Annotated in this window: 18 protein-coding genes; 15 read left to right on the forward strand and 3 right to left on the reverse strand. The window is 45.9% G+C overall.

The window, feature by feature from the left end; genetic code table 11:
* Nucleotides 1-10: 10 nt before the first annotated feature.
* From MHB71_RS06240 to MHB71_RS06250, 3 genes are read right to left on the reverse strand one after another with little or no spacing between them, the layout of a single operon-like run.
* Entirely contained in the window at nucleotides 11-1,483 is a 1,473-nt protein-coding gene (locus MHB71_RS06240; RefSeq protein ID WP_340029081.1) for a serine hydrolase domain-containing protein, read from the reverse strand.
* A 51-nt stretch (nucleotides 1,484-1,534) separates the two neighbouring features.
* On the reverse strand, nucleotides 1,535-2,632 hold the full coding sequence (locus MHB71_RS06245; RefSeq protein ID WP_340029082.1) for a HAMP domain-containing sensor histidine kinase: 1,098 nt from the start codon (nucleotides 2,630-2,632) through the stop codon (nucleotides 1,535-1,537).
* Complete coding sequence (locus tag MHB71_RS06250) at nucleotides 2,617-3,291, reverse strand: response regulator transcription factor (RefSeq protein WP_047843526.1); 675 nt, start codon at nucleotides 3,289-3,291, stop codon at nucleotides 2,617-2,619. The genes MHB71_RS06245 and MHB71_RS06250 overlap by 16 nt, the downstream gene beginning before the upstream one ends.
* A 276-nt stretch (nucleotides 3,292-3,567) precedes the next feature.
* Here MHB71_RS06250 and MHB71_RS06255 point away from each other — a divergent pair, with 276 nt between their 5' ends.
* From MHB71_RS06255 to MHB71_RS06325, 15 genes are all read left to right on the forward strand, one after another.
* Complete coding sequence (locus MHB71_RS06255; RefSeq protein WP_340029083.1) at nucleotides 3,568-4,974, forward strand: N-acetylmuramoyl-L-alanine amidase family protein; 1,407 nt, start codon at nucleotides 3,568-3,570, stop codon at nucleotides 4,972-4,974.
* Between the two features lie 258 nt (nucleotides 4,975-5,232).
* Nucleotides 5,233-6,642: an N-acetylmuramoyl-L-alanine amidase family protein gene (locus tag MHB71_RS06260; RefSeq protein ID WP_047843524.1), complete on the forward strand. Its 1,410-nt coding sequence runs from the start codon at nucleotides 5,233-5,235 to the stop codon at nucleotides 6,640-6,642.
* 35 nt (nucleotides 6,643-6,677) lie between these two features.
* Nucleotides 6,678-7,355 (forward strand): GerMN domain-containing protein, encoded by a 678-nt coding sequence (locus MHB71_RS06265; RefSeq protein ID WP_074095599.1) that lies wholly within the window; start codon nucleotides 6,678-6,680, stop codon nucleotides 7,353-7,355.
* 72 nt (nucleotides 7,356-7,427) lie between these two features.
* On the forward strand, nucleotides 7,428-10,166 hold the full coding sequence (locus MHB71_RS06270) for an S-layer homology domain-containing protein (RefSeq protein WP_340029084.1): 2,739 nt from the start codon (nucleotides 7,428-7,430) through the stop codon (nucleotides 10,164-10,166).
* A gap of 163 nt (nucleotides 10,167-10,329) precedes the next feature.
* Nucleotides 10,330-11,025 (forward strand): endonuclease III, encoded by a 696-nt coding sequence (gene nth / locus MHB71_RS06275; protein ID WP_036607558.1) that lies wholly within the window; start codon nucleotides 10,330-10,332, stop codon nucleotides 11,023-11,025.
* A 23-nt stretch (nucleotides 11,026-11,048) separates the two neighbouring features.
* Entirely contained in the window at nucleotides 11,049-11,321 is a 273-nt protein-coding gene (locus MHB71_RS06280; RefSeq protein WP_017687779.1) for a hypothetical protein, read from the forward strand.
* Nucleotides 11,322-11,629: 308 nt separating this feature from the next.
* A complete protein-coding gene (locus MHB71_RS06285) occupies nucleotides 11,630-15,316 on the forward strand; it encodes a dynamin family protein (protein WP_340029085.1) in 3,687 nt (1,228 codons plus the stop codon).
* A 324-nt stretch (nucleotides 15,317-15,640) separates the two neighbouring features.
* On the forward strand, nucleotides 15,641-17,413 hold the full coding sequence (locus MHB71_RS06290; RefSeq protein WP_074095596.1) for an ABC transporter ATP-binding protein: 1,773 nt from the start codon (nucleotides 15,641-15,643) through the stop codon (nucleotides 17,411-17,413).
* Nucleotides 17,410-19,260 (forward strand): ABC transporter ATP-binding protein, encoded by a 1,851-nt coding sequence (locus MHB71_RS06295; protein WP_340029086.1) that lies wholly within the window; start codon nucleotides 17,410-17,412, stop codon nucleotides 19,258-19,260. The genes MHB71_RS06290 and MHB71_RS06295 overlap by 4 nt, the downstream gene beginning before the upstream one ends.
* Before the next feature lie 210 nt (nucleotides 19,261-19,470).
* Nucleotides 19,471-21,111: an AraC family transcriptional regulator gene (locus MHB71_RS06300; RefSeq protein WP_340029087.1), complete on the forward strand. Its 1,641-nt coding sequence runs from the start codon at nucleotides 19,471-19,473 to the stop codon at nucleotides 21,109-21,111.
* 131 nt (nucleotides 21,112-21,242) lie between these two features.
* Nucleotides 21,243-22,232 (forward strand): ABC transporter substrate-binding protein, encoded by a 990-nt coding sequence (locus MHB71_RS06305; protein WP_340029088.1) that lies wholly within the window; start codon nucleotides 21,243-21,245, stop codon nucleotides 22,230-22,232.
* A 62-nt stretch (nucleotides 22,233-22,294) separates the two neighbouring features.
* On the forward strand, nucleotides 22,295-23,317 hold the full coding sequence (locus MHB71_RS06310) for an NAD(P)/FAD-dependent oxidoreductase (protein ID WP_076250039.1): 1,023 nt from the start codon (nucleotides 22,295-22,297) through the stop codon (nucleotides 23,315-23,317).
* A gap of 252 nt (nucleotides 23,318-23,569) precedes the next feature.
* On the forward strand, nucleotides 23,570-24,757 hold the full coding sequence (gene purT / locus MHB71_RS06315; RefSeq protein WP_036672920.1) for a formate-dependent phosphoribosylglycinamide formyltransferase: 1,188 nt from the start codon (nucleotides 23,570-23,572) through the stop codon (nucleotides 24,755-24,757).
* Entirely contained in the window at nucleotides 24,747-25,205 is a 459-nt protein-coding gene (locus MHB71_RS06320; RefSeq protein ID WP_036613284.1) for a GNAT family N-acetyltransferase, read from the forward strand. Before purT ends, MHB71_RS06320 begins: the two co-directional genes overlap by 11 nt.
* A 280-nt stretch (nucleotides 25,206-25,485) precedes the next feature.
* Nucleotides 25,486-26,301: a CAP domain-containing protein gene (locus MHB71_RS06325; protein ID WP_051449892.1), complete on the forward strand. Its 816-nt coding sequence runs from the start codon at nucleotides 25,486-25,488 to the stop codon at nucleotides 26,299-26,301.
* Nucleotides 26,302-26,312 lie beyond the last annotated feature (11 nt).

The following is a 26,312-nucleotide window of genomic DNA, read 5'->3' on the forward strand; positions in this document are numbered from 1 at the left end:
TAAAAATCGATTACTGAGGTAGCTCCAAAGGGTCGCTTTTTGTATTCTGAAAATAGACATAGATATAACAAGCCAAATGCACGAAATTCACAAGTGACCATACCATAAGCCATATGATTGGAGTTGATAGGGTAGTCCAGATGCCAAACAAAGGCACAACACGTCCTCCGCCGATAAACGTAACCAAGTGGGACAGAAATAAGAGAATTAGAACCGGGATCAGTCTTCCGACCGTGATCAGAATCAATTTGCTGATCGTTAGGCGGTGGTAGTTCCGAAGTATACGAGAATAGCCGTAGATGCCCCATGCAAGCGTAGCGATGATCAGCGCAATCATAATCATTTCCATATTCCGACCGTTTACAAACGAGGTTTGGGGTTCCTGCCCCCTCATAATATCCGCTATTCCATCAATAAATGCCGAGTAATTCACATAAGCGTTTATACCAGAATTAAACATTACGGCAATGCCCATTTGCTCGTTCAAATAAACCTGTTCTTCGGACTTGTAGGTCCAGAAAATGCCGCTGTGGGAGATCGTTTGGCCGTTAGACGCATCTTGGTTTGCAAGCCAGCCCATGCCGTACGGACCGATCGCTCCTGAGGCATGATATTGTTTCATCAGCACAGGGGAAACGAGGCGGCCATTATATTGGGAAAGCATCCATAGGGACATGTCCTCTGCGGTTGAAACGATGCCGGCGGGGCCCTCAATGAACCAAAGCGGTTCGGATTGACTTATAGCGCGTCCCAAGCTCAGGTAATGTCCTAGCGGGATAGTATTATTCTCATAGAATTGCTGCGTTGTATTGACACTGAAGGTATGATTCATTCCTAACGGTTCAAAAATATGTTTTTTCAGATAATCCGAAAAGCGCTCTCCGCTAACACTTTCCACGAGGTTCGCCAGCAGCACGTAATTGGGATTATGATAGCTGTAGGCAGTTCCGGGGATATGAGCAAGTTGAACTGTGTTTAATAATTGGTTCGCTTCAGCCAGTGATTGGAATTGCGGAGTCTTTGTCATATCGGGATTAATCTTGTCATTAAGACCACTCGTCTGATTCAGTAAATGACGGACCGTGATGTCAAGAACGAGGGGGTCCTGTGGAGAAAGCTCTGGAAAATAGGAAGCGTAAGTCGCATCCAAGTCGATCTGACCCTTGTCCACCAGCTGCAGAACAGCCAATGCAGTAAAGGACTTGCTAAGTGAAGCAATGGGAAAAGGGGTGTTGCCCGTAACCTTCTGGCCATCCGCAAATGTCCCGTAGCCTTTTGCGTAATAAACCTCATCGTTATTGGCAATTGCCAGTGAAGCAGCCTTAATGTGATTGGCCTTCATGCTCCGATTCATATATTCGTCGATCTCCTGCAGCACTTCTGTCCTGTCTCTGGCTTCATTGGCGGATAAGGGGGACGCCCACGCGGTACATAACAACAAGCAGCTAATTGTGATATACATTCTTTTTTTCAGTTTTAGCATGATAACACTCCTTGAATTCAAGATAAGGAGATGTTATCAGATCATTTTCAACTATTTATCAACTTGGGTCCCAATACTTGCCGTGACGCTTCCACCTCCGTAAGGACCGTTTGCAATCCGAAGACTACCTTCATGTTTTTCGCAAAATACCTTGCAAACGTAAAGGCCCAGCCCGCGATGTTCGCTCGCATCCCATACTTCGCCTCGGTAAAAAGGGAGTATAGCCTTACTCAGTGCTTCGTCAGAGAAACCAGGACCGTCTTCTGAGACGGTAATCTTCATAATGCCACCCTTCACGTCATAGTGAACGTTTAATTGACTGGCTGCGTATCTTGCCCCATTAGCCACTATATTCTCGAATATCTGCATGACGAGATAGGGATCTACATGTACTGAGGCATTATCATATTCCACGGAAGAAATGAAACTAATACCGAACTGTTTCGCGATTTGTTCAGCGCTGCCATCCAGCAAAGCCGTCAATGAAATCGTATCCATCGATTGGAAGTTCAACGGCACATCCTCCAGCCTCTGAATGGAGTTCATGGCCTCTGCATAACTCTCCAGACGCAAGATGTGAAGGTTCATAGTATGGATCAGGTCCAGCACCTTTTCTTCCGACAACTTCTTCTGGGGAAGATAGGTAGAGAGAAGCTCGGCGTTTCCTTTTAACACGGACAGGGGTGTTCTCAGATCATGGGCAAAAATAGCATTGATCTGCTTGCGCTCTTCAACCGAACGCCAAAGTGTCTTAAGGTTTTTTTCCAATTGTGAGCGCATGTTTTCAAATAGCGTGATCAGCTCGCCCATCTCATCCTGGCTGTCATAGGAAATGCGGAAGTCTAGATCGTTGGCCGAAATGTTCTCGGATGCTCGTTTTAATAGCTCCAGCGGACGTTTTAGCTTCCATCTGTAAAATAGAACGGCCATGGTGACAATACCAGTCGCTACGGTGAGCAGAACCGCCGTGACGAGGGAGGGCATCACCCAATCCGTTTCTCCGAAACGCAGCCGCAGGTTCTCCGCCCAAGCAAACTCCATAGTTATAACGGCAAGCACGGCAATGAGTGTGACCACACACAACAGCATAAAAGAGTGCAACAAGGACAATCGCTTTAAAAACAGGAGCCTAGTCATGAACTTGGCCATTTGTACCCTACTCCCCAAACGGTCTCGATTTGATTATCACAGCCGTATTCCTTTAATTTGTAGCGAATTCGCCGGATATGCTCTGCGATCACGTTACTGTCACCTTGCTCGTCCATGCCCCAAATCTTTTCGTATATGCGTTCCTTTCCAAACACCATATCAGGATGCGTGGACAGCAATTCGACAATATCAAACTCTTTTTTGGGCAGTGAAATTCGCTTATCCAGGTAGTAGAGCTCCCTGGCCGTATAATCAATGACCAATTCATTGTTAAACCTTACCGAAGATTTAGTTTGGATTCGTTGTTCCCTGCGTATATGTGCTTCGACCCTGGCGCCCAACTCGCGAATGCTGAAAGGTTTCAGGATATAGTCATCGCCTCCGGCACGAAATCCCGCTATTTTATCAGCATCTTCGATTCGAGCCGTTAAGAATAAGATCGGGCAAGAGACAAAGTCGCGAATTTTTTTACATAATTGAAGGCCGTTCTGTTCAGGCATGTTGATATCTAACAAAACGAGATCGGGTTGTTTTTCCACTTTCCGCAGCGCTTCCCTGCTGTCCTTGGCCGTCATCACAGAATATCCGTTTATTTCAAAATAATCAGTCAGTAGCTTTCGAAGATCTGCTTCATCGTCCACGATCAGTATTTTAGGCATCAAGGCTCAGTCTCCTGTATTCAAGTATTTGAACTCAGCATAGCAAAAATGGATGAGAAATGTAATTTCCATATGATTTCGGGTACTGGACGAGTGGAGAAAGTAACCTTTTTCCCACTCAGTTTCCGACTAAATATGACAACGTTGTAACCGGATGATCAGACAATATCTGATAAACTGATTAGTAGATTATGGAAGGTTACATATTGTCATTGATGTTACGCTGCAGAGAATCAGGTCGGATGTTCAAAAGACAAAAAGAATGGTGGATGAGTTATGAAAAAATGGTCGGCAGCAGTCGTTTTTCTTCTGTTCCTATGTTTATTCCCAGTCATGGCCCATGCAGACACCACTCCCTCGATTGTACTCGACGGTGTAACCATTAACCAGCAGACGGGTGCACCTGCAGAGAATATCGGGAAAACGGTCATGGTTCCAATTCGAATTGTATCCGAGAACCTGGGTTATAAGGTGAAGTGGGAGAAGGAAACTCAGTCAGTCCAGGTTCAAAAAGGAAACAGCATGATTCAAATGACGGCTGGCAAAGATGCAGCTACAGTGAATGGAAACGTGGTGAACTTGGATTCGCCCCCACTGATCAAACAGGGAACTACGCTTGTTCCGTTACGCTTTGTTGGGGAAGGAATGGGTCTGCGTGTTGGCTGGGACAATGGAACCAAGACAGTAAGCCTATTTAGTATTCCTCCCGTAGTTGAAACGGAAGGTGACAGTGACCCCGTCGAGGCACCTGCCCCGGATGGTTTGACAGAGCTTCAAGGCATCAGCTTCAGCGGAGATCGCTTGATTGTAGCAACAAACGGTAATATTAGCCCCAAAGTATCCAGTATTGGTGGGCCAGACCGAATTATTGTTGATCTGCCTTCAGCGACATTTTCTGAGGAATTCATTCAGGGACAAGCCTCTAACCCGGATGGGAGTGGACAGATTCTCGTTACGGATTCATCCATAGTTTCCAAAGTTCGGTATGCCATGTTCAGTAAATCGCCTTCTACCGTGCGTGTCGTTCTGGATCTGAATCAGACGGCTACAGCCAAATGGTCTGTTGGAGATAACAATGTCTTGCTCGTTGACCTGACAGCCACGAGTGGAGAACCGACAAGCCAACCGGCAGTACCTACCAATGATGGCAAAACGATTGTGGTCATTGATCCGGGACATGGTGGTCGTCAATCGGGTGCAGTGAGTTTGTCAGGAGCTTATGAGAAGGATTTCAATCTGGCTGTAGGACTGAAGGTACAGGCAACCCTTCAAAAATACCCAAATATTCAAACGGTCATTACACGCCAGGATGATACAGAACTTTCGCTCAAACAGCGTGTGGATATTGCTGAATTGAATCAGGCAGATGTTTTTGTATCCATTCATGGAAACAAATTCACTACACCGGTACCAAACGGCATTGAAACGCTCTACAGCCGTAAAGAAAGCAAAACATTGGCTGATACTCTTCACAAATATGTGTTGCCGGTAACAGGACTCAAGGACCGTGGGGTTAAAACGGCTAGTCTGCATGTGACGCGTGAAACAACCATGCCTGCTGTGTTACTTGAACTTGGTTTTTTAAGTAACCCTACAGATGAAGCAGTCATGCTCACGGAAGAATACCAAGACAAATGTGCACAGGCGATTGTGGACGGAATTTTTGAATTTTTGGGACTGTAAATTGAATTTTGCGCAAATATGAAGGTTAGGGTATTACGTTGTTTAGAGATGTATATTTGATAAATAAGGAAAAAAGAAGACATTAAAATGTAAAAAAAGCTTGATCTGACAACGTTTTTTTTCTGTTATGTTGGAATATATTCGCAACTTTTGAGAGCGAGGGGCGTCTAATAGGTGTCTGGTAATGCCCAAGCGGTCAGTCGGAGTTGGAAAATGACAACATGCGGCAAAAAAATATGAGAATGGTAGGGGTGAAGGATGAAGAAGTTCGGTTTTTTGGTACTGTTATTTGTCTTTGGGCTCGTATTCCCGGGCTATAGTCACGCAGCAACAGACACGAAAATTATCCTAGACGGTAAAGAAATCGTACAGCCATCGGATACAAAAGCGGAAATTATCAACAGCAAGGTGATGGTTCCGATCCGGGTTGTGTCCGAAAATCTTGGATATAGCGTGGAGTGGAAGCAGCAAACGCAAACAGTGACTATTAGCAAAGACAACACTGCCATGCAGATGATTGTTGGACAGAAGACGGCAACGGTGAACGGCAGTAACGTAAACTTGGATGCCCCGCCACTCGTGAAAAATGGTACTACGCTCGTACCTCTCCGATTTATTGGTGAGGAAATGGGTCTTAAGGTGGGTTGGAACAATACCACGAAGACGGTAACATTAGTTACCCAGAATTCAGGTTCTGGAAACGGGACAACCACACCTCCGAACTCTGGCAATGAAGGCGGAGGATCGGATCAAGAAGGTCTTGTACTGGTGAACGGCATCAGCTTCAGCGACAACCGCTTCATGATTGCAACAAGCGGAAGTACGAAGCCGAACGTCTTCACGATGACAGGACCAGATCGAATCGTTATAGACTTGCCGAATACCGCATTTGCTGATTCGTTCAGTGAAGGACAGGCTTTAGACAGCAACCAGAATGGACAACTCGTCGTTAGCGGTTATCCGGATGTGTCTAAGATTCGTTACTCGTTATACAGCAACAGTCCATCTACAATTCGTTTTGTAATCGATCTGTCCAGTTCAAAAGGGTACAGTGTGCAAAATGATTCCGGACTGGTTATGATTAACCTCGACAATCAAAGTGGTACACCTGCTCCTCCAGTTGGTAATAATGGCAAAAAAGTTGTCGTTATCGATGCAGGTCACGGAGATCAGGATCCTGGGGCAATCGGTGTAACTGGTAAACGTGAAAAAGACTTCAATCTGGCAATGGCTCTGAAAGTGGAAGCCTTGTTGAAAAAAGAATCCAAAATTGACGTTGTGTTAACGCGCAGCGATGATACATTTTTGGCATTGAAAGAACGTGTGAAGATTGCACAAGACATAAAAGCGGATATTTTCATCTCCATTCATGCTAACAGTGGCCCTGCTGCTGCGAACGGTGTAGAGACATTCTATACACGCTCCAACAGCAAAGCACTTGCTACAGTGATGCACAAGTATCTTTTACAGTCATCCGGACTGAAAGATCGTGGAGTGAAAACGGCAAGTCTCCATGTGACCCGTGAAACGACAATGCCAGCAGTTCTGCTGGAAGGTGGATTCCTTAGCAATAAGAGCGACGAAGCAGCCCTGTTCACTGAGAGTTTCCAGAACAGTGTTGCCAAAGGGATTGTTGCAGGAATCAAGGAGTATCTGGGAATTAAATAAGGGACAAGCCCTTATGTTGAGGAGGCGGAGTTAGAATGAACAAGAAAATATGGATTGCAGCCTTGCTGGTAACGGTTATGGCAGTTGCTGCTGGATGTGGAAGCAAGCCAACAGCTGCTCCGAATCAGACGCAAGGCGCAGGAACTGAAAACAATGTGACCGAGGTTGAAGGGGAAACAATTACCGAACCGGTAACTGCTGAGCCTGAAGAGAATACAACGCCTACAGAATCGACGGAAGGCAGTTCGGAGGAAGCGACTACAACTACTCCGCCAAGCGAAACGTCTACGGAGAAGCCGGCAACTTCCGAAAGTAATGAAAAGAAAACGATCACTGTATTCTATACGGATGAAGAAGAACTGGAGTTGCACAAAGCTTCGGCAGAGATTTCATACGCATCGGATGATGCCAAATATAAAGCTGCCTTTGAATCATTGCAACAGAGCAAAGACGCTAAACTTGTTCCGCTGTGGTCTAAAGAAATTGAATTGAAGTCTGTTCAGTTCAAGGATGGAGCTCTTACGCTGGATATTCATATGCCAGATACGGCACGTCTTGGAGCAGGTGGAGAATCTTATGCGCTGGATGCTCTAAAACAAACGTTCTTCCAGTTTGATGAAGTAAAATCACTTGATTTACTGGTGGATGGTCAGCAGACGGAGAGTCTGATGGGCCATGTGGATCTTGAACATCCAATGACAAGATCCGAATAGGCTGTACAGCATGCTGTTGTACCGTGAATCCACGGAATATGGGTCGTTTTACATGAGAGAGGGGAATCATAGGTGACTTTTAAATATAACCATACATCACACTCTAAAAAAGTAGTATCAGCCGTGCTTGCAGGCATGATGGCCCTTAGCGCCGGCGGAGCTGCCATGGCAGCAGAATCAACAGAAACGGGGCAGGGTCAGACTGCTGCAATAACAAATACGGCTGCACCAACTGGTTTGTTCAGTGACATCAAGGTCGGATACTGGGCTGAAAAACATGTGTACAAACTGGCATATCAAGGCATTCTTCTCGGTAACAACGGCCTGTTCCGTCCAGGAGACGCGGTAACACAGCAAGAAGCTGTAACGATGGCAATCCGTTTTATGAATCAAGAGGGCCAGTTGAATACCGACACGGCTGCGGCATTACCGACAAACATGGAAGTGGGAAATTATTTCAAGCCATATGTCGCGCTGGCACTTCAACTGGGACTGATTGACAAAACGGAAGAATCAACGGTGGATGTATCCAAGACCTCCTGGGGTCAAAAACCGGCTTCACGGGAATGGATTACGAAATTGTTAATCCGTTCATTGGACAAGGATGCTGAAGCGAAGGCACAAAACAATCAATCTACCGGATTTGCTGATAATGCAAGTATTTCCGAAAGTGGTAAAGGTTATGTCAATCTGGCTGTTAGCCTGGATCTGGCCAAAGGTGTGGAAGGCAACAAATTCAATCCAACTGGTTCCGTAACCCGTGCTCAACTGGCTACCTTCTTCAGTCGTGGTGAATCGTTAACGGATACAACGTACCCGAACACATCCACGGGTTATGTGACAGGATTGAAAGATGGGCAGATCACGCTGGTTGTGGACGGCAAAGCCGTTAACTTCGCAGTGAACAGCAGTACGCCTTACTTTACGAAAGACAGTGAAACTCGTGCTTCCGCCACAGATGTGAAGCTGTATACAAAAGTTATGGTTGTAGGTTCGGCAGGTGGGGCTTCCTATGTAGAAGTTGTTGATGCTACACCGCAGGTGGAAAGTGTTGAAGGTACATTTGCACGTTCATTGTCTGGTAATAAAATTGGTATCTTTGTGGGCGAGAATTACGAAACGTACAGTTATGATGAGGCAACTGCATTCATCGATCAGAATGGTAATGCAATCAAACTATCCGATATTACGGCAGATAGCATCATCGAAGTACTGCGTGAGACGTTCTCGACTGACAAAAAAACAGTTGCTATTCGTGTGAAATCCGGCATTGTTAACAAGAGTGACAATGGCGTAGTTGCTGAAGTATCCACTTCTGGCAAAACGATCAAACTTGTCAATGCAGCGGGTGCAACAGAGCAGTTTGCATACAATGACAATCTGCTTATCACATATCAAAACCGTATCATGTCAGTGGCTGATCTCAAAGCCGGCAGTGCCGTGAAATACAGCGTAAAGGACAGTGTCTTGCAAACTATTACATTGTCTCAAGGTGTGGAGCAATCTGTGCGCGGAACATTGGTTGAGATCGGTGGCAACCAGTCCACGTTAACGTTCAAACGTGAAGGGGGTTCCCTTGAGGCGAAACTGCTGACTGAAAAGCCAGAAGTCATTATCAATGGCATTCAGGATGCAACGCTGAATGATCTCATCACGGATGCAACGAACGGGGATCAGGTGGAGTTGACATTGAACTCTGACGATCAGGTAACGCGTATTCAGGTGATTGGCCGTCAAATGGAACCTATGAACGGAGTAACGGTTGTATCTTACAACAGCAAAACAAAGGTACTTACCGTGTTGGACAACAACAAAAAACCGTTTGTATTTACATTGGATGAGAAAACCAAACTAGATTACAATACGACCAAACCTACACTGGCTGGTCTGGAGTCATTCTTAAATGATGGCCGCAAATTGGATCTGACCTATGTGGGAACACGTGCATTGTCCATTAAAGTGATTTACAAGTATGAAGGTACGATCAGCAACATTGATACTTCTGGCAAGAAAATTAGTGTGTTGTCTGGTAATCAGACGATTACAGTGCCTTATACTACCGCACCTACGGTTGAGATCTATAACAAATCGGGCGCAAGTCTGGGAGATTTGAAGATTGGTGACAAAGTGACCGTAACGCTTGGAGCAAATCAGGATGTAGTGCAGAAGGTTGCACTGAACACTGTGGCTCAATTCGAAGTGGTTGCCTTGGAAGCAAATAGTCGTATTCGAGTAAAATCCGATCTGTTGACAAGTCAGTTCTACGTGGATCAAGCCGTACTGACAGGAGAGAGTGGTCAGACGATCACGCCTTCACAACTGACAGCAGGCAACCTGATTAATGTAACGTTTGAAGGAGCTACGCCAAAAGCGGTTCAAGTCGTGAAGCGTACGCTGGCTGAAGTTACAGCGGTGGATGCTTCATCTGTAACGCTCAAACAGTTTAACGGCCAGACTGAAACCGTGCCTGTTAGCGGTTCTGTTAAAGTCGTAAAATCTGGCTCCACATTAACTTCATTGACTAGTCTTACGGTCGGAGATCGTGTGGAAATGACAAAAGATACGGATAATTCCACACGCTTCAGAGTACTAACTGTCATGAGCAAACAATTCTGGTCTTATGATGGCGTTGGTAACCAGATTTTGGTTAAACGGGAAACGACAGCAGACACAAACTATCGTTTTGCACTCGGATCAAGTGTATTTGTTCACCAGGGTGACAATACTTTAAGCGTGCAATCTCTCAGAGATAATGATAATATTGTATTGTATCTCCTGAACAATGTTATTCTGGAGATTCAAAAACAGTAATCGTTTCTTTTCGAGGATCAAAAGAATGACCGTCTTGATACGGGATCTTTCCCGCATCAAGACGTTTTTTTTGCAAGCTTTTTGAGGTCCCCGCAAAGTACTCGGATGAAGCTTCGAAGTAAGGCTCCGCAGAGTGGAGTCATTTTGTGGGAGGTAGCTCTTCATGAATGCAGCGACGGTTAGACATATACTCGAAACTATGGAAGCAATGTTTCCTGATGCACATTGCGAATTAAATCACAGCAATGCATTTGAATTGACGGTAGCTGTCCTTTTGTCTGCCCAGTGCACCGATGAAACGGTGAACAAGGTAACCGCAGATTTGTTCCAGAAGTACAGAAGCCCTGCAGATTATCTGGCAGTTCCTCTCGAAGAGTTGGAACAGGATATTCGGCGAATCGGTTTGTACAGGAACAAGGCCAAGCATATTCAGAACATGTGCCGAATTTTAATAGAGCAGTATGGCGGTGATGTACCGCAGGAACATGATCAGCTTGTGACGCTACCAGGTGTCGGGCGGAAAACCGCGAATGTAGTTGTTTCCAATGCGTTTGGAGTACCGGCAATTGCGGTAGATACTCATGTTGAACGTGTATCCAAGCGGCTGGCGCTTGCAGGTTGGGATGACTCCGTACTTGAAGTCGAAAAGAAACTAATGAAGCGCGTACCCCGGGACGAGTGGACTTTAACTCACCACCGGTTTATATTTTTTGGACGCTACCATTGCAAGGCACAGAACCCTGCGTGTCATATCTGTCCATTGCTGGACATATGCAGGGAAGGGAAAAAACGTATGAAAACGTCCCAAATCAGGAAAGATAAGGAACGTGTCACCACCCGAAAACGAAAAATAAATTAATGAGCAGAAAAGGATGAATAATCATGAAATGCATTTCCGTGTACACTGACAATTTTGAGGCCTTCTCCGATATCTTTGAACAAATCGTTGAACAGGAAATGGCTGAAAATGAAGAAAAAGAAGTAGAAGGTATCACAGTAAGCCACTCTGGCGACGTGCCTGAACATTATCTGGAGCGTATGTCCGTTAAACCTGAAGTTGTTGTTATGAGAGACAAAGGCAGAGACATTACAATTCTGCAACATGGACAAGTATTTGAAATCTTGCTACCTTCCATGGAGAACGCAGTTTCATAAGAAGTGATTACACTATTGTTTCTGTTGTATTAATGTCATGAGGATCGTTGTGGTTAAGGTGATCACATCGCATTCATGCAACAGACACTTGGCGTAAGCATTTGCTAAATACCGAGTATAAAACGTATTACAGATAAAACCGACTTGTTCGGTTTTATTTTTTTTAGATTATAGAACTTATACGTCCATTTATGTATATTCAATTCCAACCGTTCAAATTCAAACTTGATAATGTTAAAATAAATGTTGTAAAAGAGATAGACGTCGAAACGGATGTCAAATTAGAGGAGCCAGGGGGAAGGCCAGTCATGTCCAGAACAGATTACCCAAAAGAAATGGCCAAACCTCTGCTTCCGCTGCGTGAAGCGATGGAGCAGACAGGGGACCATACGGCTGTACAGGCTATAACGGATTTAATCAGCAAGGCGGAAATGAAACATCTGACGATTGCGTTCTGTGGTCATTTCTCTGCAGGCAAATCGAGTCTCATCAACAGTTTATGCGGCAAACGGGTGCTGCCTTCAAGTCCCGTGCCAACAAGTGCAAATGTGGTATCCATACGTAATGGTAAGCCAAGAGCGCTTATTTATACTACTCCAAACGTAAGCGCTGACAATGGAGCAGGAACACTTGAAGTTTCTCCAGAGGAATTGGAGGCGTATTGCAAAAATGGTGGAGCTTATAGCTCAATTGAGGTATGGGATGATATTCCTCTGCTGAAAGATGATGCTGTCCTGCTGGATACACCAGGTGTGGATTCAACAGATCGCGGACATAGTCTCGCAACCCATTCCGCGCTCCATCTGGCGGATGTGGTGTTCTATGTCATGGACTATAACCATGTCCAGTCCGAGACCAACCTTTCATTTGCCAAGAGTCTGTCGGATTGGGGCAAACCGTTGTTTTTGATCGTGAACCAGATCGACAAGCATCGGGAGCGTGAGCTCTCTTTTGACCAATATACCGAAGGTGTCGAAGCTATATTTGCGGCCTGGGAAGTTAGATATGACGGACTGTTGTTTACTTCCCTCCGCGACAAGCAGCATCGCTACAACCAGTGGGATGTGCTTCCGGAACTCATTGGACACATGATGCAAGAGAAGGAAGCGTTAATTACGCACAGTTTGGCAAGTTCGGCCAGTCATGTAACGGAGCAACACTTGACGAGAGAAGCCGAGAAACGTGAAGACGAAGAGAATTCCCTGCTGGATGAGATTGGTGGCAAGGAAGGAATTGAACGCTTGGAACGAGAGCTGGAGCTTCTTGATCAACAAGCAGCAGACATTCGTACCGGGCCTTCGCGAGTGCGTGAGAAATTCCGGGCAGAGCTGGAACCTCTTCTGGCAAATGCAAATCTTACTCCTGCGGATATTCGTGCGTCGGCTGCCGCCTATTTGGAGAGCCGCAAACCAGGTTTCAGGGTAGGCTTATTGTTCTCAGGTGGCAAAACCGAGCAGGAGAAACAACGTCGTGCTTCTGAACTGGTGCGGTTATTGCAGGATCAGGCTTCCGGACAAGTTGAGGTACATATTCGTACAATGCTTAGACAGCTGGGTGAATCCCATCAGCTATGGGGAGCGGAGTGGGAGCAGTCGCTCAATACGGAACTGCCTGCTGTAGATGAGGCACTGCTGGAGATGAAACGCAGTGCGAGTGCAGAGGTATCTCCAGAGTATGTGATTCAGTTCAGTAAAGATGTGCGGGGCGAGATTGAGGCCCGCTATCGCAGGTCGGCCATGATGCTGGCCGACCGCATGTTGGAGGCGCTGGGCGCGCGAGGCGAAGCCACGCTTCAGGCGCTGGACGCCAGCCGCGCAGCGCTGCTGGCGCAATCCGCGGCGGCGGCGCGCTACGCGGCGCTCCAGAGCAGCGCCGCCGCAGAGGCAGCAGGGCTGCGCAGCCTGCTGCCCCATGCGGGCCCCCTCCCCTCCGGGCTATTGCCGGAGGTGAAGGGCCCGCACGTGCCCGCGGTGCCTGAACCGGGCGAAGCTCCCGGTTCGCATGCGGGCACGTCAACGTCTGTGGCTGCGCAGCCACAGACGCCAGAGGCACCGCCAGCGCAGCGCGCAGTCGCAGCGGCGGTGCCTGGGCCATCGGCGGCGGCTGGCGCTGAACGCCGCCGACGCCTGGACGCAGCAGCGGCACGGCTTGAAGCCGCTGCTGCGCTGGTGGAGCCGTACCCCGCCATGGGGTCGGCGGTACGGGATCTGCGTGCACGCGCGGCTTCGCTTGCGGGCGGCACGTTCACTTTGGCGCTGTTCGGAGCATTCAGCGCCGGCAAATCCTCCTTCGCCAACGCGTTGCTGGGCGAAGCTGTACTACCCGTCTCGCCGCATCCAACAACAGCGGCGATTAACCGAATCATGGCTCCTGCCGGGGGCGCGGAGCATGGAACAGCCCGGGTCCGGATGAAGACCCGGGACGCCTTCCAGGAAGACCTCGCCTATTCCTTCCGTCTGCTCGGACTGGGCGAGCCTGGAGCGGAGTGGCAGAAGCGAGTACGTTCCCTCTCGCCACAGGATGTGCATCCGGCGGGGCGCCCGCATTACAGCTTTTTGCAGGCAGCGGCAGCCGGCTGGGAAGAAACAGCGGACCAGTTAGGTCAGGATGTGCTGGTGGATCTGGACGGTTATCGTAACTTTGTCGCAAACGAGAAGAAGTCCTGTTTTGTAGACAGTATCGATCTCTATTACAGTTGCGATGTGACTGAACAAGGCATTGTACTGGTAGACACACCAGGAGCGGACTCCGTGAATGCTCGTCATACGGGTGTAACCTTCAATTATATGAAGAATGCGGATGCACTCATTTTTGTAACGTATTACAACCATGCTTTCTCCCAAGGAGATCGCCAGTTCCTGAATCAGTTGGGACGTGTTAAAGATAGTTCTGCCATGGATCAGATGTTCTTTGTTGTAAATGCCAGTGACTTGTCTTCCTCTGAGGAAGAACTGGAGCAGGTTCTCGATCATGTGAGCACCCAACTGCGCAGTAATGGAATTCGGGCACCACGACTCTTCCCGGTATCCAGCATACTGGCGATGGAAGGCAAGATGGCAGGTGATTCGAAGCTGCTTAAGCAATCTGGTTTTATCCGGTTTGAGGAAGAGTTCAACCAATTTGCAGGCAGAGAATTAGCCGATCTTGCTGTAGGTGGAGCTTCCGAAGAGATGGCACGTGTCATTCAGCGGTTGAAGAAGCGTGCCGAGGATGCAGCTCAGGGGGAGGAAGCATTGCAGCAGCGGCGGGATGAACTGGAGACGATCCAGGGACAGTCACGCCAGCGCATACAGCGACTTGCAGAGCGATCCATGAAGGAAGAACTGTCACAGGAAACAGCAGAATTGCTGTTCCATGTGCGGCAGCGACTTGCCTATCGCCTTGGTTTATTCATGGCAGAAGCATTCCATCCATCCGTACTTCGGGAGGATCGGGGCAATCTGAAGATGGCTTTTGCAGCCTGTGGACGTGAACTGTTACGCATGATTGCCATTGAACTGGAGCAGGAACTGCTTGCTACCACCCTCAGACTTGAACAGGCGGGTCAGACTTGGCTGATGAAGCAAGTTACGGAATGTATAGATGAGGTGAGGCAGTTATCAGGGGGCGTGGATGTGTCACTGCCACTGAACGAACGCTGGAGCACACCTGTGCTTGAAGAAGTTCGTCTGGAAGAACCGTCTGGATGGAAAAGCTATTTGAATTATTTCCGCAATCCGAAACAGTTCTTCGAAGGAGATGGACGTCAGCGATTACAAGAGGCACTTGATCCTGTCCTCAAACAGATGATCATTGAAGTTCTTCCTGCTGCGCAAGACAAACTGATTCAGTTTTATGACAACCAGATTTGTCAATCATTGCAACACCAATCCCGTCAGTTGGAAGAACGTTTGGACGAGGCGGTGAGTGGAATTCAAGATACACTGGAGAGCGGAATTCCGGCGGAGCAATGGACCAGCTTGTCTAACCAACTGGAACAGATTGAACGCAGTTAAAATCACGGCATAACGCGTATTCTCTGGAAGTCTTTGTAAAACAAAATGAATGATACAGCAACACATTGAAAATGTTGCGAAAATCAACCCAAAAAGGCCCCTGCCGAAAAGGCATATAGGGAGCCTTTTTTTGGTACGAACAACCTGAAATAAAGAGAATATTCAAACATTTGATTGAAAGGTGGGTATTTACCTTCGTTAATGCGTCAATAAGCTGAAAGCAGGCAGAATATGGTCTGTTATTCGCTTTGCCGCGAATGGGGTACGGTGATAAACTTCATAAATGTTCATAGTATTTTTGAACGACATAAGAGGAGGAGAAACATGGATGTTCTTAGGCAACTGCAAACCTTTTTTTGGGAAAAGCGAACATATTTATTTGTATCAATCTTGTTCCTCGCCTTAGCGACCGCACTTGGGTTAGTGTATCCGTACATGCTAAGGATACTGATTGATGACATCATTGTTCCGCGAACTTTTGAAGACGTTCCCATAATTGCCTTGACTGTGTTAGGTGTAGTTATTTTGAAAGCAGGAATGCAGTTTTTACACGGCTTTTATGGAGGACGCTTGGGTAACTTCCTGGCGTACAGACTTCGTAATGCATGTTACGAAAAGCTTCAATTTTTATCCTTCCGTTATTATGATACGGCCAAGACAGGTGATCTGATGTCCCGCCTCACGGGAGATTTGGAAGCCATCCGTAACTTTATCGGATTTGGTTTCGCCCAGATTCTTAACATGGTTTTCATGGTCGTATTCGGCGCAATCATGATGATGACCATGAGTTGGCAGCTTACGCTGTTCACGCTCATATGCATCCCATTACTTGCCTTCGTTGCGCTGAGATTCGAATCCAAAATTCACCCTGCGTTTCAGGAGATGCGGCTGGCACTCAGTTCACTGACAACAGCGGTACAGGAGAATATCACTGGCGTACGTACGGTAAAATCCTTTGCACGTGAGCCTTATGAAGTGGAGAAATTCTCCATACGTAATGAGCGTTACAAGACAAATCAGATTCATGCCGCAACATTGTGGAGTCGCTATTTTCCGATCATGGAGATTCTTGCTTCGGTGAGTATCGTGCTGTTGCTGGTGATCGGTGGAAGAATGGTTATACAGAAGACGCTGACACTCGGTGAACTCGTTGCCTTTTTCAGTTTGATCTGGTACATAATCGGTCCAATGTGGAATCTTGGGTTCCATATCAACAACTATACGCAATCCAAAGCTTCAGGTGAACGGGTGCTCGAACTGCTGAATACGCCAGTGGATGTGGAAGAAACGCAAGATCCGGTCATTGTGGAGGCAGACCAAGTGAACGGTCATGTGACATTTGAATCCGTTACCTTTGCCTACGGTAACAAAATGCCAGCAGTAACCGATATTAATTTTGACGCTGCACCCGGTTCTGTAATCGGTTTCCTCGGGGGTACAGGGTCAGGTAAATCGACCATCATTCAGCTTCTGATGCGTGCCTATAACGTCAACTCGGGAACGATCAAGCTGGATGGTAAAAACATCAAAGATATAGGTATTCGCAGTTTGCGGAGTCAGATCGCTTCTGTTTTCCAGGAAACATTCCTGTTCTCATCCAGCATTCGCAATAATATTTCTTACGGGCTTAAGAATGTCACCATGGATGAGATCATCCGTGCAGCCAAGCTGGCCAAGGCTCATGACTTCATTATGGAGTTCCCGGACGGATATGACACGGTGGTTGGTGAGCGCGGTATGGGTTTATCGGGTGGACAGAAACAGCGGATTGCGATTGCAAGGGCTTTGCTGAAAAATCCGAAAATTCTGGTACTTGATGATGCAACAAGCGCCGTGGACATGGAGACGGAACACGAGATTCAGTCCGGTTTCCAGGAAGTTATGCGCGGCAGAACGACTTTTATTATTGCACACCGGATATCTTCACTACGACATGCAGATGAGATTCTGGTGCTCGATGAAGGTCGCGTGGTACAACGTGGCAAACATACCGAACTCATTGAAGTGCCTGGACCATACCAGGATGTTTATAAAATTCAATATGCAGATTATATTGCCCGCGGTAAGCGGGAGGCTGGGGAGCAGGTGAATTCATGAGTGCCGAAACGATAGCAGACAGGCGCGAGGCAAAAGTGGCCTCTGAGAAGAAACTGAATGAACGATTTGTGTATCAGGATGATGAAATTATTGAAAAACCGTTTAACTGGGAAGAATTTGGACGTTTATTTGCATACATGAAACCTTATGCGAAACAATTGTTACCACTCGTTATTCTAATGATGATCTTGGGTACCATTACAAAATTGTCCGTACCTTTTCTGATCAGTCTGGCAATTGACCGGGCCATCGCACCGGCAACGGGGTTGCCAAGCATGACTATGCTATATCTTATCGCAGGCTCCATATTTGTGTTGTATCTCATCCAGTGGGCTGCCAATACGTACCGGATCAAATTGACAAACATTATCGGACAGCGTGTTATTTATGACCTTCGCTCGGATCTGTTCAAGCATATCCAGAAGCTGTCCTTTAACTTCTTTGACAAAAGACCGGCAGGTTCCGTACTGGTGCGTGTTACGAATGATATTAACTCCCTTCAGGATCTGTTCACCAATGGTGCAGTGAACGTCATGATCGACTGCGTACAGTTGCTCGGGATCATTGTGATCTTGCTATTAATTAACTGGAAACTGGGTCTTGCCGTGATCATTACGGTGCCAATCATGTTTATCATCTCGACCAAACTGCGGGTGCTGATCCGTCGGGCTTGGCAGGATGTGCGCATGAAGAACTCTCGTATTAACTCCCACTTGAATGAATCCATTCAGGGGATTCGAGTGACTCAGGCTTACACACAGGAAAAAGAGAACATGAAGTATTTTGACAACATGAATCTGTCCAGCAAAAAGTCATGGGATAGAGCATCAGCGATGAACCAGGGCTTTGGACCGCTGATTGAGATTACCGGTGGATTCGGTACATTAATCCTTTTCTGGTTTGGTGCTTACCTGATTCAACATGACCAGTTAACCGTGGGATTACTTGTTGCCTTTGCCAACTATGTCGGCAACTTCTGGGACCCAATCAACCGTCTGGGACAGATGTACAATCAGTTGCTGGTTGCGATGGCATCATCGGAGCGTATCTTCGAATTCATGGATGAAAAACCAAGTATTGCGGATAAACCAGGTGCCAAGCCACTTCCTTCTATTAAAGGAGATATCGCATTCGAAAATGTTGTGTTCGAATACGAGAAAGGCAGACAGGCGCTGAAAGGAATCAGCTTCTCAGCGGCTGCGGGACAATCGATTGCACTTGTTGGTCATACGGGCTCAGGTAAAAGTACGATCATCAATCTGATCAGTCGTTTCTATGATATATCCGGCGGACGTCTCACCATTGACGGACAGGATGTGCGGGATGTAACGGTAGAGAGTTTACGCAGCCAGATCAGCATTGTATTACAGGATACCTTCATCTTCTCGGGTACGATTCGTGACAATATTCGATTTGGACGACTGGATGCAACGAATGAAGAGGTGGAGGATGCAGCCAAAGCAGTCAATGCACATGAGTTCATCATGAAGCTGCCTGGCGGATATGATACTGAAGTAGAGGAACGCGGGAACGTATTATCCATGGGACAGCGACAACTGTTATCCTTTGCCCGTGCGCTGCTTGCTGATCCACGCATACTGATTCTGGATGAAGCTACAGCCAGTATTGATACGGAGACAGAGCTTAAAATCCAGGAAGCGTTGAAGGTGCTGTTGCAGGGAAGAACGTCCTTTATGGTCGCTCACCGTCTCTCAACCATACGGAATGCAGATAACATTATCGTCCTGGATCATGGTGAAATTAAAGAAGAGGGTAACCATGAGCAGCTTATCCAAAAACAAGGCGTCTACAATGGATTAATAGAAGCTCAATACAGATTTTTGTGATGAAACCTTCGGACGCCTGTGAAGCGTCTGAACACATATGAACTTATAACACTCTGGTGTTTTTTAGCTTGATCCTTCAATAATAAGTGCATCTTATTCATTGAAGACAGGTTAGAGGATAGCCGGAGTGTTTTTTTTATTCGTTAGTGTGGTATGTTATATTTTTGAAGAATGAAATCAATACAATCGTTCATGGCTGGAGGGAGATCAATGCAGATGGACAACAACGAAATAAATTCAAAGCATTTGGATCACCTGGATCATATGAATTTTAGGCTCCTTCACGTGAATTATACAAGTGATCCTGCGACGGAGTGGCTTCTGAGGAAACACTTCATTGAAACATACATGTTATTATTTGTAGCCAGTGGGCAAGGGTGGTTAAAGATAGATGGCAGTTTCATTGAATTAAAGGCGGGCGGACTGTACGTAGGCTTCCCGGGGCAACTGGCTGAGGCAAATGTGCATTCGTTGGATGAACGAGGCGTGTATCACATGAGTTTTGATGTCATGTACGCACTGGAGCAGGAGGGTGCAACAGCCCTTGAAATGATGAAGCAACTTTTACGTAATGAAGTGAATGGCGAGGTCAGCTCATCTTCACCCGTTGCTGTTGGCGTGATCTGTCAGATGATTTACCACCACACATTGAAGAAGGATGGTTTGCAAAGGTACTATGGTCAGATTCGTTTTCAGGAACTATTGTACACCATGTTTTACGACGTGGCCTTTACCGAAAAGACGGACCTGGCTTCACCAATTCAACATGTCAAAGGTTACATGGAGCAGAATTATTCGAAGAGATTAACCATTGAGGAATTAGCAAATGTGGCACGAATGAGCCCTCGACATTTCATGCGTTTATTCAAGAAAAGGTATGGTTACAGTCCTGTTGACTATTTAACGCTATATCGAATTAAACAAGCCCAGATCTTAATGAGAAATGATCACAGTTATCGACTCAAGGATGTGGCATCGTACGTGGGTTATCAGGATGAGACGTATTTCCGGCGTAAATTCAAGCAAATCTCTGGCATTCCACCAGCAGCGTTTATACGTAATAGCAAACAAAAAATTGCTTCAATTCATTCTGTGAGCATTGGTATACTGCTCGCATTGCAGATCATTCCCTGTGCCGCGCCGGCAAGTCATCCGTGGACATACTATTACCGACGTAAATATGAAACGGACAAAGTTATGCCACTCGCAGAGAGTGAGACCACCTGGCTGGAACAGCTTCGATTAGTTAAACCTGATTATATTATTACGATTGGGACAGAGTCTGCGGATTTGCAAAGACAGCTTCATTCCATTGCTCCTGTGTGTGACCTCCCGTGGAGAAAAGGCGATTGGAGAGAACATTTGAGATATGTTGCAAGCTTTTTGGACAGGTCGGGTATTGCAGAGGTGTGGCTTCAAAGATATGAAGAGAAAGCAAAGATCATTAAGAATCAGCTTACAGATTTCATACGAAAAGACAGATTAGTTGTACTCAAAGTTTATGGTGAAGCGTTGCAGATGTTAGGCCCAAGGAGCATTGCTTCCGTTTTTTACGTTGATATGCAAATGGAGGGTCCCGAAGGAGCTGAGACTTATTGGGAACGGGGCACAGTGACCATTAAGGAGTTATCTGTTCTCAACATCGAAAGAATATTACTGATTGTGGGTGATGATGAGACATCCAGGCAGACATGGTCTGCTGTGCGTAAGTCTGAAGAATGGCTTGCGTTGTTAGCGGTACAGAAAGGCAGAATGGATATGCTTTTGTCGAGCGTCCTGCTGGACTACACTGCGTTTACTCATGAGCTTATGTTGGATGAAATATTAAAGTTATGGCAAGATCGTCCATAGCAAAAAGTCTGAATAGTCAATATCATACCTGAACATATTTTAATATACTTACTCCTATATCAAATGATAATGATAATTATTATTAATTAGACGTTGTCATAACTAAATGCCATATAGGGGGTACATAAAGAATGAGATTCAGATGGTTAACGGTACTATGCACCATGATGTTGGTGCTCATTATTTCGGCTTGCGGTGCAGCAGGCAACGAAGCATCCTCGAGCGAGGGACAAGAAGCGGGTACCGCCAATTCTTCAACAACAGAAACAAGTCAGGTGAAAAAAGTGAACACGGAAATGGGAGAAGTTGAGATTCCGGTGAACCCACAAAAAATAGTTGGTTTGTCCGTTGTATATCCAGAATTTTTATATTCACTTGGCATCGTACCTATTGCTGTACAGAACTACCATGAGGATTTTCCTTCTTACTTGCAAGAGCCATTTGCAAACACGATGAAAATGGGAATAGGAAGAACGCCTAACTTTGAAGCCCTCATGGAGGCAGATCCGGATTTAATTATCGCCCCTGACTGGTGGTCCAAAAAGGACTATGATCAGCTTACTCTGATTGCACCTACCGTACTTTTGCCACAGCGTGATGATTGGCGCGATGAACTGCGGGATATGGCCAAAATTCTGGACAAAGAAGAACAGGCAGAAAAGGTGATTCAGGATTTGGTGGATAAGGAGAAGGTAGCTGCTGCCAAATTGGATAAGCTGATTGGTGAGGAGACTGTTCTCTACATTAGAGTGATGGAAAAAGAAATCGTACTTCATGGGGAGAACCTTGACCGAGGAAACTTTGTCCATAAACGATTGGGAATGAATCCACTTCCTAATTTCCCGAAAGATCAAACTGCCATGTCCGTATCCTTGGAAGTACTGCCTGAATACGACGCAGATCATCTGATCGTTCAGCTGGATGATGAGACTAATCCGGAAATTAAAAAGAAATTTGAAGATATGTTATCTTCATCGTTATGGAAAAATCTGAAAGCAGTCAAGCAGGACCACGTCTATATGGTGGGTGGCAAGGAATGGTTCAATCTGGGAATGTCTCCACTTGCCGATGAATATGTCATTGATGATATTGTTGCTGCTTTTGAAGCAAAAAACAAATAAAGCAAACGGGTAAAGTTACATGTATCTCGAATTCATAACTAAATTAACAAGGTGTGTTTAAAATGAATGAAGAAGATATCTATGATGTAACCATCGTCGGAGGCGGACCGGCGGGATTATATGCGGCCTTTTATGCCGGGATGCGTGATATGAGAGTTAAGATCATTGACGGCAAAGACCAACTTGGTGGTTTTCTGCATACCTATTCTGAAAAAACTATTTGGGATGTGGGTGGCCTGCCACCAATGAAGTGTTCAAAGTTGATTGAGTATCTGGTTCAGCAGGCGAATACCTTTAATCCAACGGTTGAATTGAATTGCAAAGTAGATCGGTTCGCTCGACTGGACAACGAGATTTTGGCTCTGTATACTGCTGAAGGCGACATACACTATACGCGTACAATTATTGTCGCAGTAGGCCGCGGTATCGCAGAAATTCAGAAATTGGAGCTTCAGGAGCCGATTCAATGTGAGTATGAAAATCTTCATTACACCGTGCAAAATCCAGAACATTTTTCCGGGAAGCGTGTGCTCATTTCAGGAGGAGGCAACAGTGCAGTAGATTGGGCAATTGAACTTGCTCAACTTGCACGGAGCGTAGTGGTCGTCCACCGAAAAAATGAGTTTCGTGCAATGGAACGCAATGTTAGCGAGATGAACAATGTAACGGATGTCAGAACACCATATAGCATCACACGGCTTCATAATCATGGTGAACGTATCCATCAGGTTGTAATTACGCATATGGAGAGTCAGGAAAATGTATTGTTAGATGTGGATGAAGTCGTAGTTAGTCATGGATATAAAAGCAATTTAAGTGATCTTGCCAGTTGTGGCTTAGAAATGGACGATGGAATGGTTCTAATGAGTCACCATGCACAGACGAGTCTGCCGGGTGTTTTTGCTGCAGGGGATTGTGCAACTCACGATAGCAAAGTCAGACTTATTGCCGGAGCCTTCAACGATGCGATTTTAGCTGTAAATAGTGCGAAAAAATACTTGACTCCAGATGCTCCCATGATGGCGTACGTCTCCTCCCATAATGAAATTTTCAGAGAAAAAAACAAACAAATCCCAAGGTTCTAAACTTGGGGTTTGTTTGCTAATTTATGATCACTGGAATATTAAAATCTACTCTTTTGACATTTCCTTAATTTTGGGAGGAATGGAAGGAGTATCGAATCTGTGAGCAGTAATTGTAAAATTTGATCGAAAAAACACAAAAAATCTTGTAAAATTCACAAGAAAAATAGGGAGCACTCTTGCAATCTTTAACCAAAACCCCGAAAATAGAGAGACAGATATAGAAGATTTCTCTTTGGGAGGATTGGAAAGAACATGTGGGGTGCTCCTTTTACGGCTCAAGCCAAAAAAATGCTGCTACTAGGCAGTGGAGAATTGGGAAAAGAGGTCGTTATTGAGGCCCAACGACTGGGAGTAGAGACGATCGCTGTTGATCGTTATGAGAACGCACCTGCAATGCAGGTCGCGCACCGGTCATACTGCATCGACATGCTGGATGCCGAAGCTTTGAAACAATTGATCCGTAAAGAAAAACCTCATTACATCGTACCTGAGATTGAAGCTATTGCAACAGAAGCTTTACTGGAGCTTGAGGAAGAGGGATTTTGTGTAGTACCTACTGCCCGAGCTGCACGTCTAACGATGGATCGCGAAGGCATCCGTCGGCTTGCAGCCGAACAATTGAAACTTCCGACAGCTGATTACCTTTTTGCGGACAACCTGGAACAACTTCAGGAAGCCGTACGTGAGCTTGGCACACCTTGTGTCATTAAACCATTAATGAGTTCTTCCGGCAAAGGGCAGAGTGTATGCCGAACACCGGGCGACGTAGAGGATTGCTGGAACATTGCTCTTTCGGGGGCTCGTGGCAAATCCGTTCGTGTTATTGTGGAGAGCTTTGTGCAATTTGACAGTGAGATTACATTACTTACTGTTAGGTCTGTATCAGGCACCGTATTTTGTCCTCCGATTGGTCATATTCAGAAGGATGGGGATTATGTCGAATCCTGGCAGCCTCATGCAATGACTCCTGAGCAATGGCAGCAAGCTTGTCATATTGCCAAATCCGTCACGGATGAACTTGGCGGGTATGGACTGTTTGGAGTGGAGTTGTTCCTGACCCCGGATGGTGTTGTGTTCAGCGAGGTATCTCCTCGTCCACATGACACAGGTATGGTTACAATGGTGACGCAAGACAGTTCCGAGTTTGCGCTGCATGTACGTGCAATTCTTGGTTTTCCGGTCACAGGTGTACATCTGTTGACACCGGGAGCTTCAGCAACGCTGAAGGCTAATGATGAAACATCTGACTTTACTGTAGGCGGGATTGAAGAAGCTCTGGCTCTTCCTCGTACTCAGATTCGTGTATTTGGCAAACCTGAGACCAAAGTAGGACGCCGAATGGCTGTAGCCTTAAGTGCTGGTCAAGATGTGGAAGAAGCTCGTAAAACAGCGGTGCAAGCCGCTAATATGCTGAAAGTGGAGGTAAATCATGTCCAATAATGTTGAGGCCCCTGTACTGATGATCCGAGAGTGTGAACTACGAGATGCTGAAGCGGTAACGGGACTGATGCGAGAGGTCAGCTATCCGACAACAACCAATGTCATGAAAGAACGTATTGAATGTTTGGAAACCAATCCAAACGCATGCATGCTTGTTGCCGAAGTGGATGAACAAATTATTGGTGTGATTGGCTTGCAATGTGTGCAAAGTCATGCCTATCCAGAACCTGCCGCACAAATTACTTCCCTGATTGTAGGTCAAGAACATCGTGGTGGTGGGATTGCCCGTCGTCTGATGGCTCGTGCCGAAGATTGGGGCAGACAGCAAGGTGGTAAACAACTGTTTGTCACGGGTGCAAACCGTGAAGTGACTTCAACAACGTACTCTTTTTATGAGCACATTGGTTTTCAGAAGAGAGGGTATCGGTTCAGTAAAGTTCTTCTATAGTACAAATAAAGTTTCTTCTATTGCATGGAAATTCTCATGATATCCTGATCTGCACATTCTTGTGTGGTGAATGATAAATAGATGGTGAAGCGACATTCGACTAGCATTTTTAGTCCGAATGTCTTTTTTTTATGCTTTTGTAAAATCTGTAACATTCTAAAAAATGACAAAAAAGTTACTTTTCCATATTTTATAGGTTCACAATCTCCTGTTGAATTGATATACTGCTAGAGTATTAATTACAAAGTTGTAATAACTAATCTTAAGGAGATGAATGAATTTGAAAAAGAAATGGATGAAAACTGTCGTAACGAGTAGTCTGACAGCCGTACTGGCCGTAGGGGTAATGCTTCCTGCTTCCGCGTCTGCTGCAGATTCAACATATAAGACTATCACAACGTACAAAATTACAAGTACAGACAGCTTGAAAGCTTATATTGAGAAATGGCTCAAACAAAATGGATACACCGTATCCGAGGGGCAAATTGTAGAGAAACCTGCTACGCAGCCTGATCAAACGACGAAACCTGCTGAGCCGACAACAAAACCAACTCAACCAACAACAAAACCTGCTGAGCCTACAACTAAGCCTGAGCAACCGACTAAACCAACACAACCAGTTCAAGAAGAAAAACCGGAAACTACACCGGCTAAAGATCCTTCAAACACGGGTAACACAGGTAACACAGGTAACAATACAAGTAATAATGGTAGCGAAAGCACACAATCCGACTTTGCTACTCAAGTTGTAAAACTTGTGAACGCTGAGCGTGCTAAAGCAGGTCTGAACGCTCTGACTTCAGATGCACTTCTGGACAAAGTAGCTGTTGCTAAAGTAAAAGATATGAGTAACAATAACTATTTTGATCACCAGTCACCTACGTATGGTTCTCCGTTTGATATGATGAAACAATTCGGAGTAACTTACAGCTATGCAGGTGAGAACATTGCCCAAGGACAAAAAACACCACAGGAAGTTGTTACAGCTTGGATGAATAGTGAAGGTCACCGTGCCAATATTCTGAGCAAAAACTTTACGCATATCGGAGTAGGTTTCTACAACGGATACTGGGCACAAGAGTTTATCGGTAAGTAATCGATTTATAA

Origin of the sequence: Paenibacillus sp. FSL H7-0940 (assembly GCF_037979415.1) — a bacterium.
In the GTDB taxonomy this organism is placed as follows: Bacteria; Bacillota; Bacilli; order Paenibacillales; family Paenibacillaceae; genus Paenibacillus; species Paenibacillus amylolyticus.

Excerpts from the sequence above, each read along its gene's own strand:
- purT (WP_036672920.1), top strand. The coding sequence starts at position 23,570 with ATGTGGGGTGCTCCTTTTACGGCTCAAGCCAAAAAAATGCTGCTACTA.
- MHB71_RS06320 (WP_036613284.1), top strand. The coding sequence starts at position 24,747 with ATGTCCAATAATGTTGAGGCCCCTGTACTGATGATCCGAGAGTGTGAA.
- MHB71_RS06260 (WP_047843524.1), top strand. The coding sequence starts at position 5,233 with ATGAAGAAGTTCGGTTTTTTGGTACTGTTATTTGTCTTTGGGCTCGTA.
- MHB71_RS06295 (WP_340029086.1), top strand. The coding sequence starts at position 17,410 with ATGAGTGCCGAAACGATAGCAGACAGGCGCGAGGCAAAAGTGGCCTCT.
- MHB71_RS06285 (WP_340029085.1), top strand. The coding sequence starts at position 11,630 with ATGTCCAGAACAGATTACCCAAAAGAAATGGCCAAACCTCTGCTTCCG.
- MHB71_RS06250 (WP_047843526.1), bottom strand. The coding sequence starts at position 3,291 with ATGCCTAAAATACTGATCGTGGACGATGAAGCAGATCTTCGAAAGCTA.
- MHB71_RS06245 (WP_340029082.1), bottom strand. The coding sequence starts at position 2,632 with ATGGCCAAGTTCATGACTAGGCTCCTGTTTTTAAAGCGATTGTCCTTG.
- MHB71_RS06300 (WP_340029087.1), top strand. The coding sequence starts at position 19,471 with ATGCAGATGGACAACAACGAAATAAATTCAAAGCATTTGGATCACCTG.
- MHB71_RS06240 (WP_340029081.1), bottom strand. The coding sequence starts at position 1,483 with ATGCTAAAACTGAAAAAAAGAATGTATATCACAATTAGCTGCTTGTTG.
- MHB71_RS06290 (WP_074095596.1), top strand. The coding sequence starts at position 15,641 with ATGGATGTTCTTAGGCAACTGCAAACCTTTTTTTGGGAAAAGCGAACA.
- MHB71_RS06305 (WP_340029088.1), top strand. The coding sequence starts at position 21,243 with ATGAGATTCAGATGGTTAACGGTACTATGCACCATGATGTTGGTGCTC.
- nth (WP_036607558.1), top strand. The coding sequence starts at position 10,330 with ATGAATGCAGCGACGGTTAGACATATACTCGAAACTATGGAAGCAATG.
- MHB71_RS06265 (WP_074095599.1), top strand. The coding sequence starts at position 6,678 with ATGAACAAGAAAATATGGATTGCAGCCTTGCTGGTAACGGTTATGGCA.
- MHB71_RS06255 (WP_340029083.1), top strand. The coding sequence starts at position 3,568 with ATGAAAAAATGGTCGGCAGCAGTCGTTTTTCTTCTGTTCCTATGTTTA.
- MHB71_RS06310 (WP_076250039.1), top strand. The coding sequence starts at position 22,295 with ATGAATGAAGAAGATATCTATGATGTAACCATCGTCGGAGGCGGACCG.
- MHB71_RS06280 (WP_017687779.1), top strand. The coding sequence starts at position 11,049 with ATGAAATGCATTTCCGTGTACACTGACAATTTTGAGGCCTTCTCCGAT.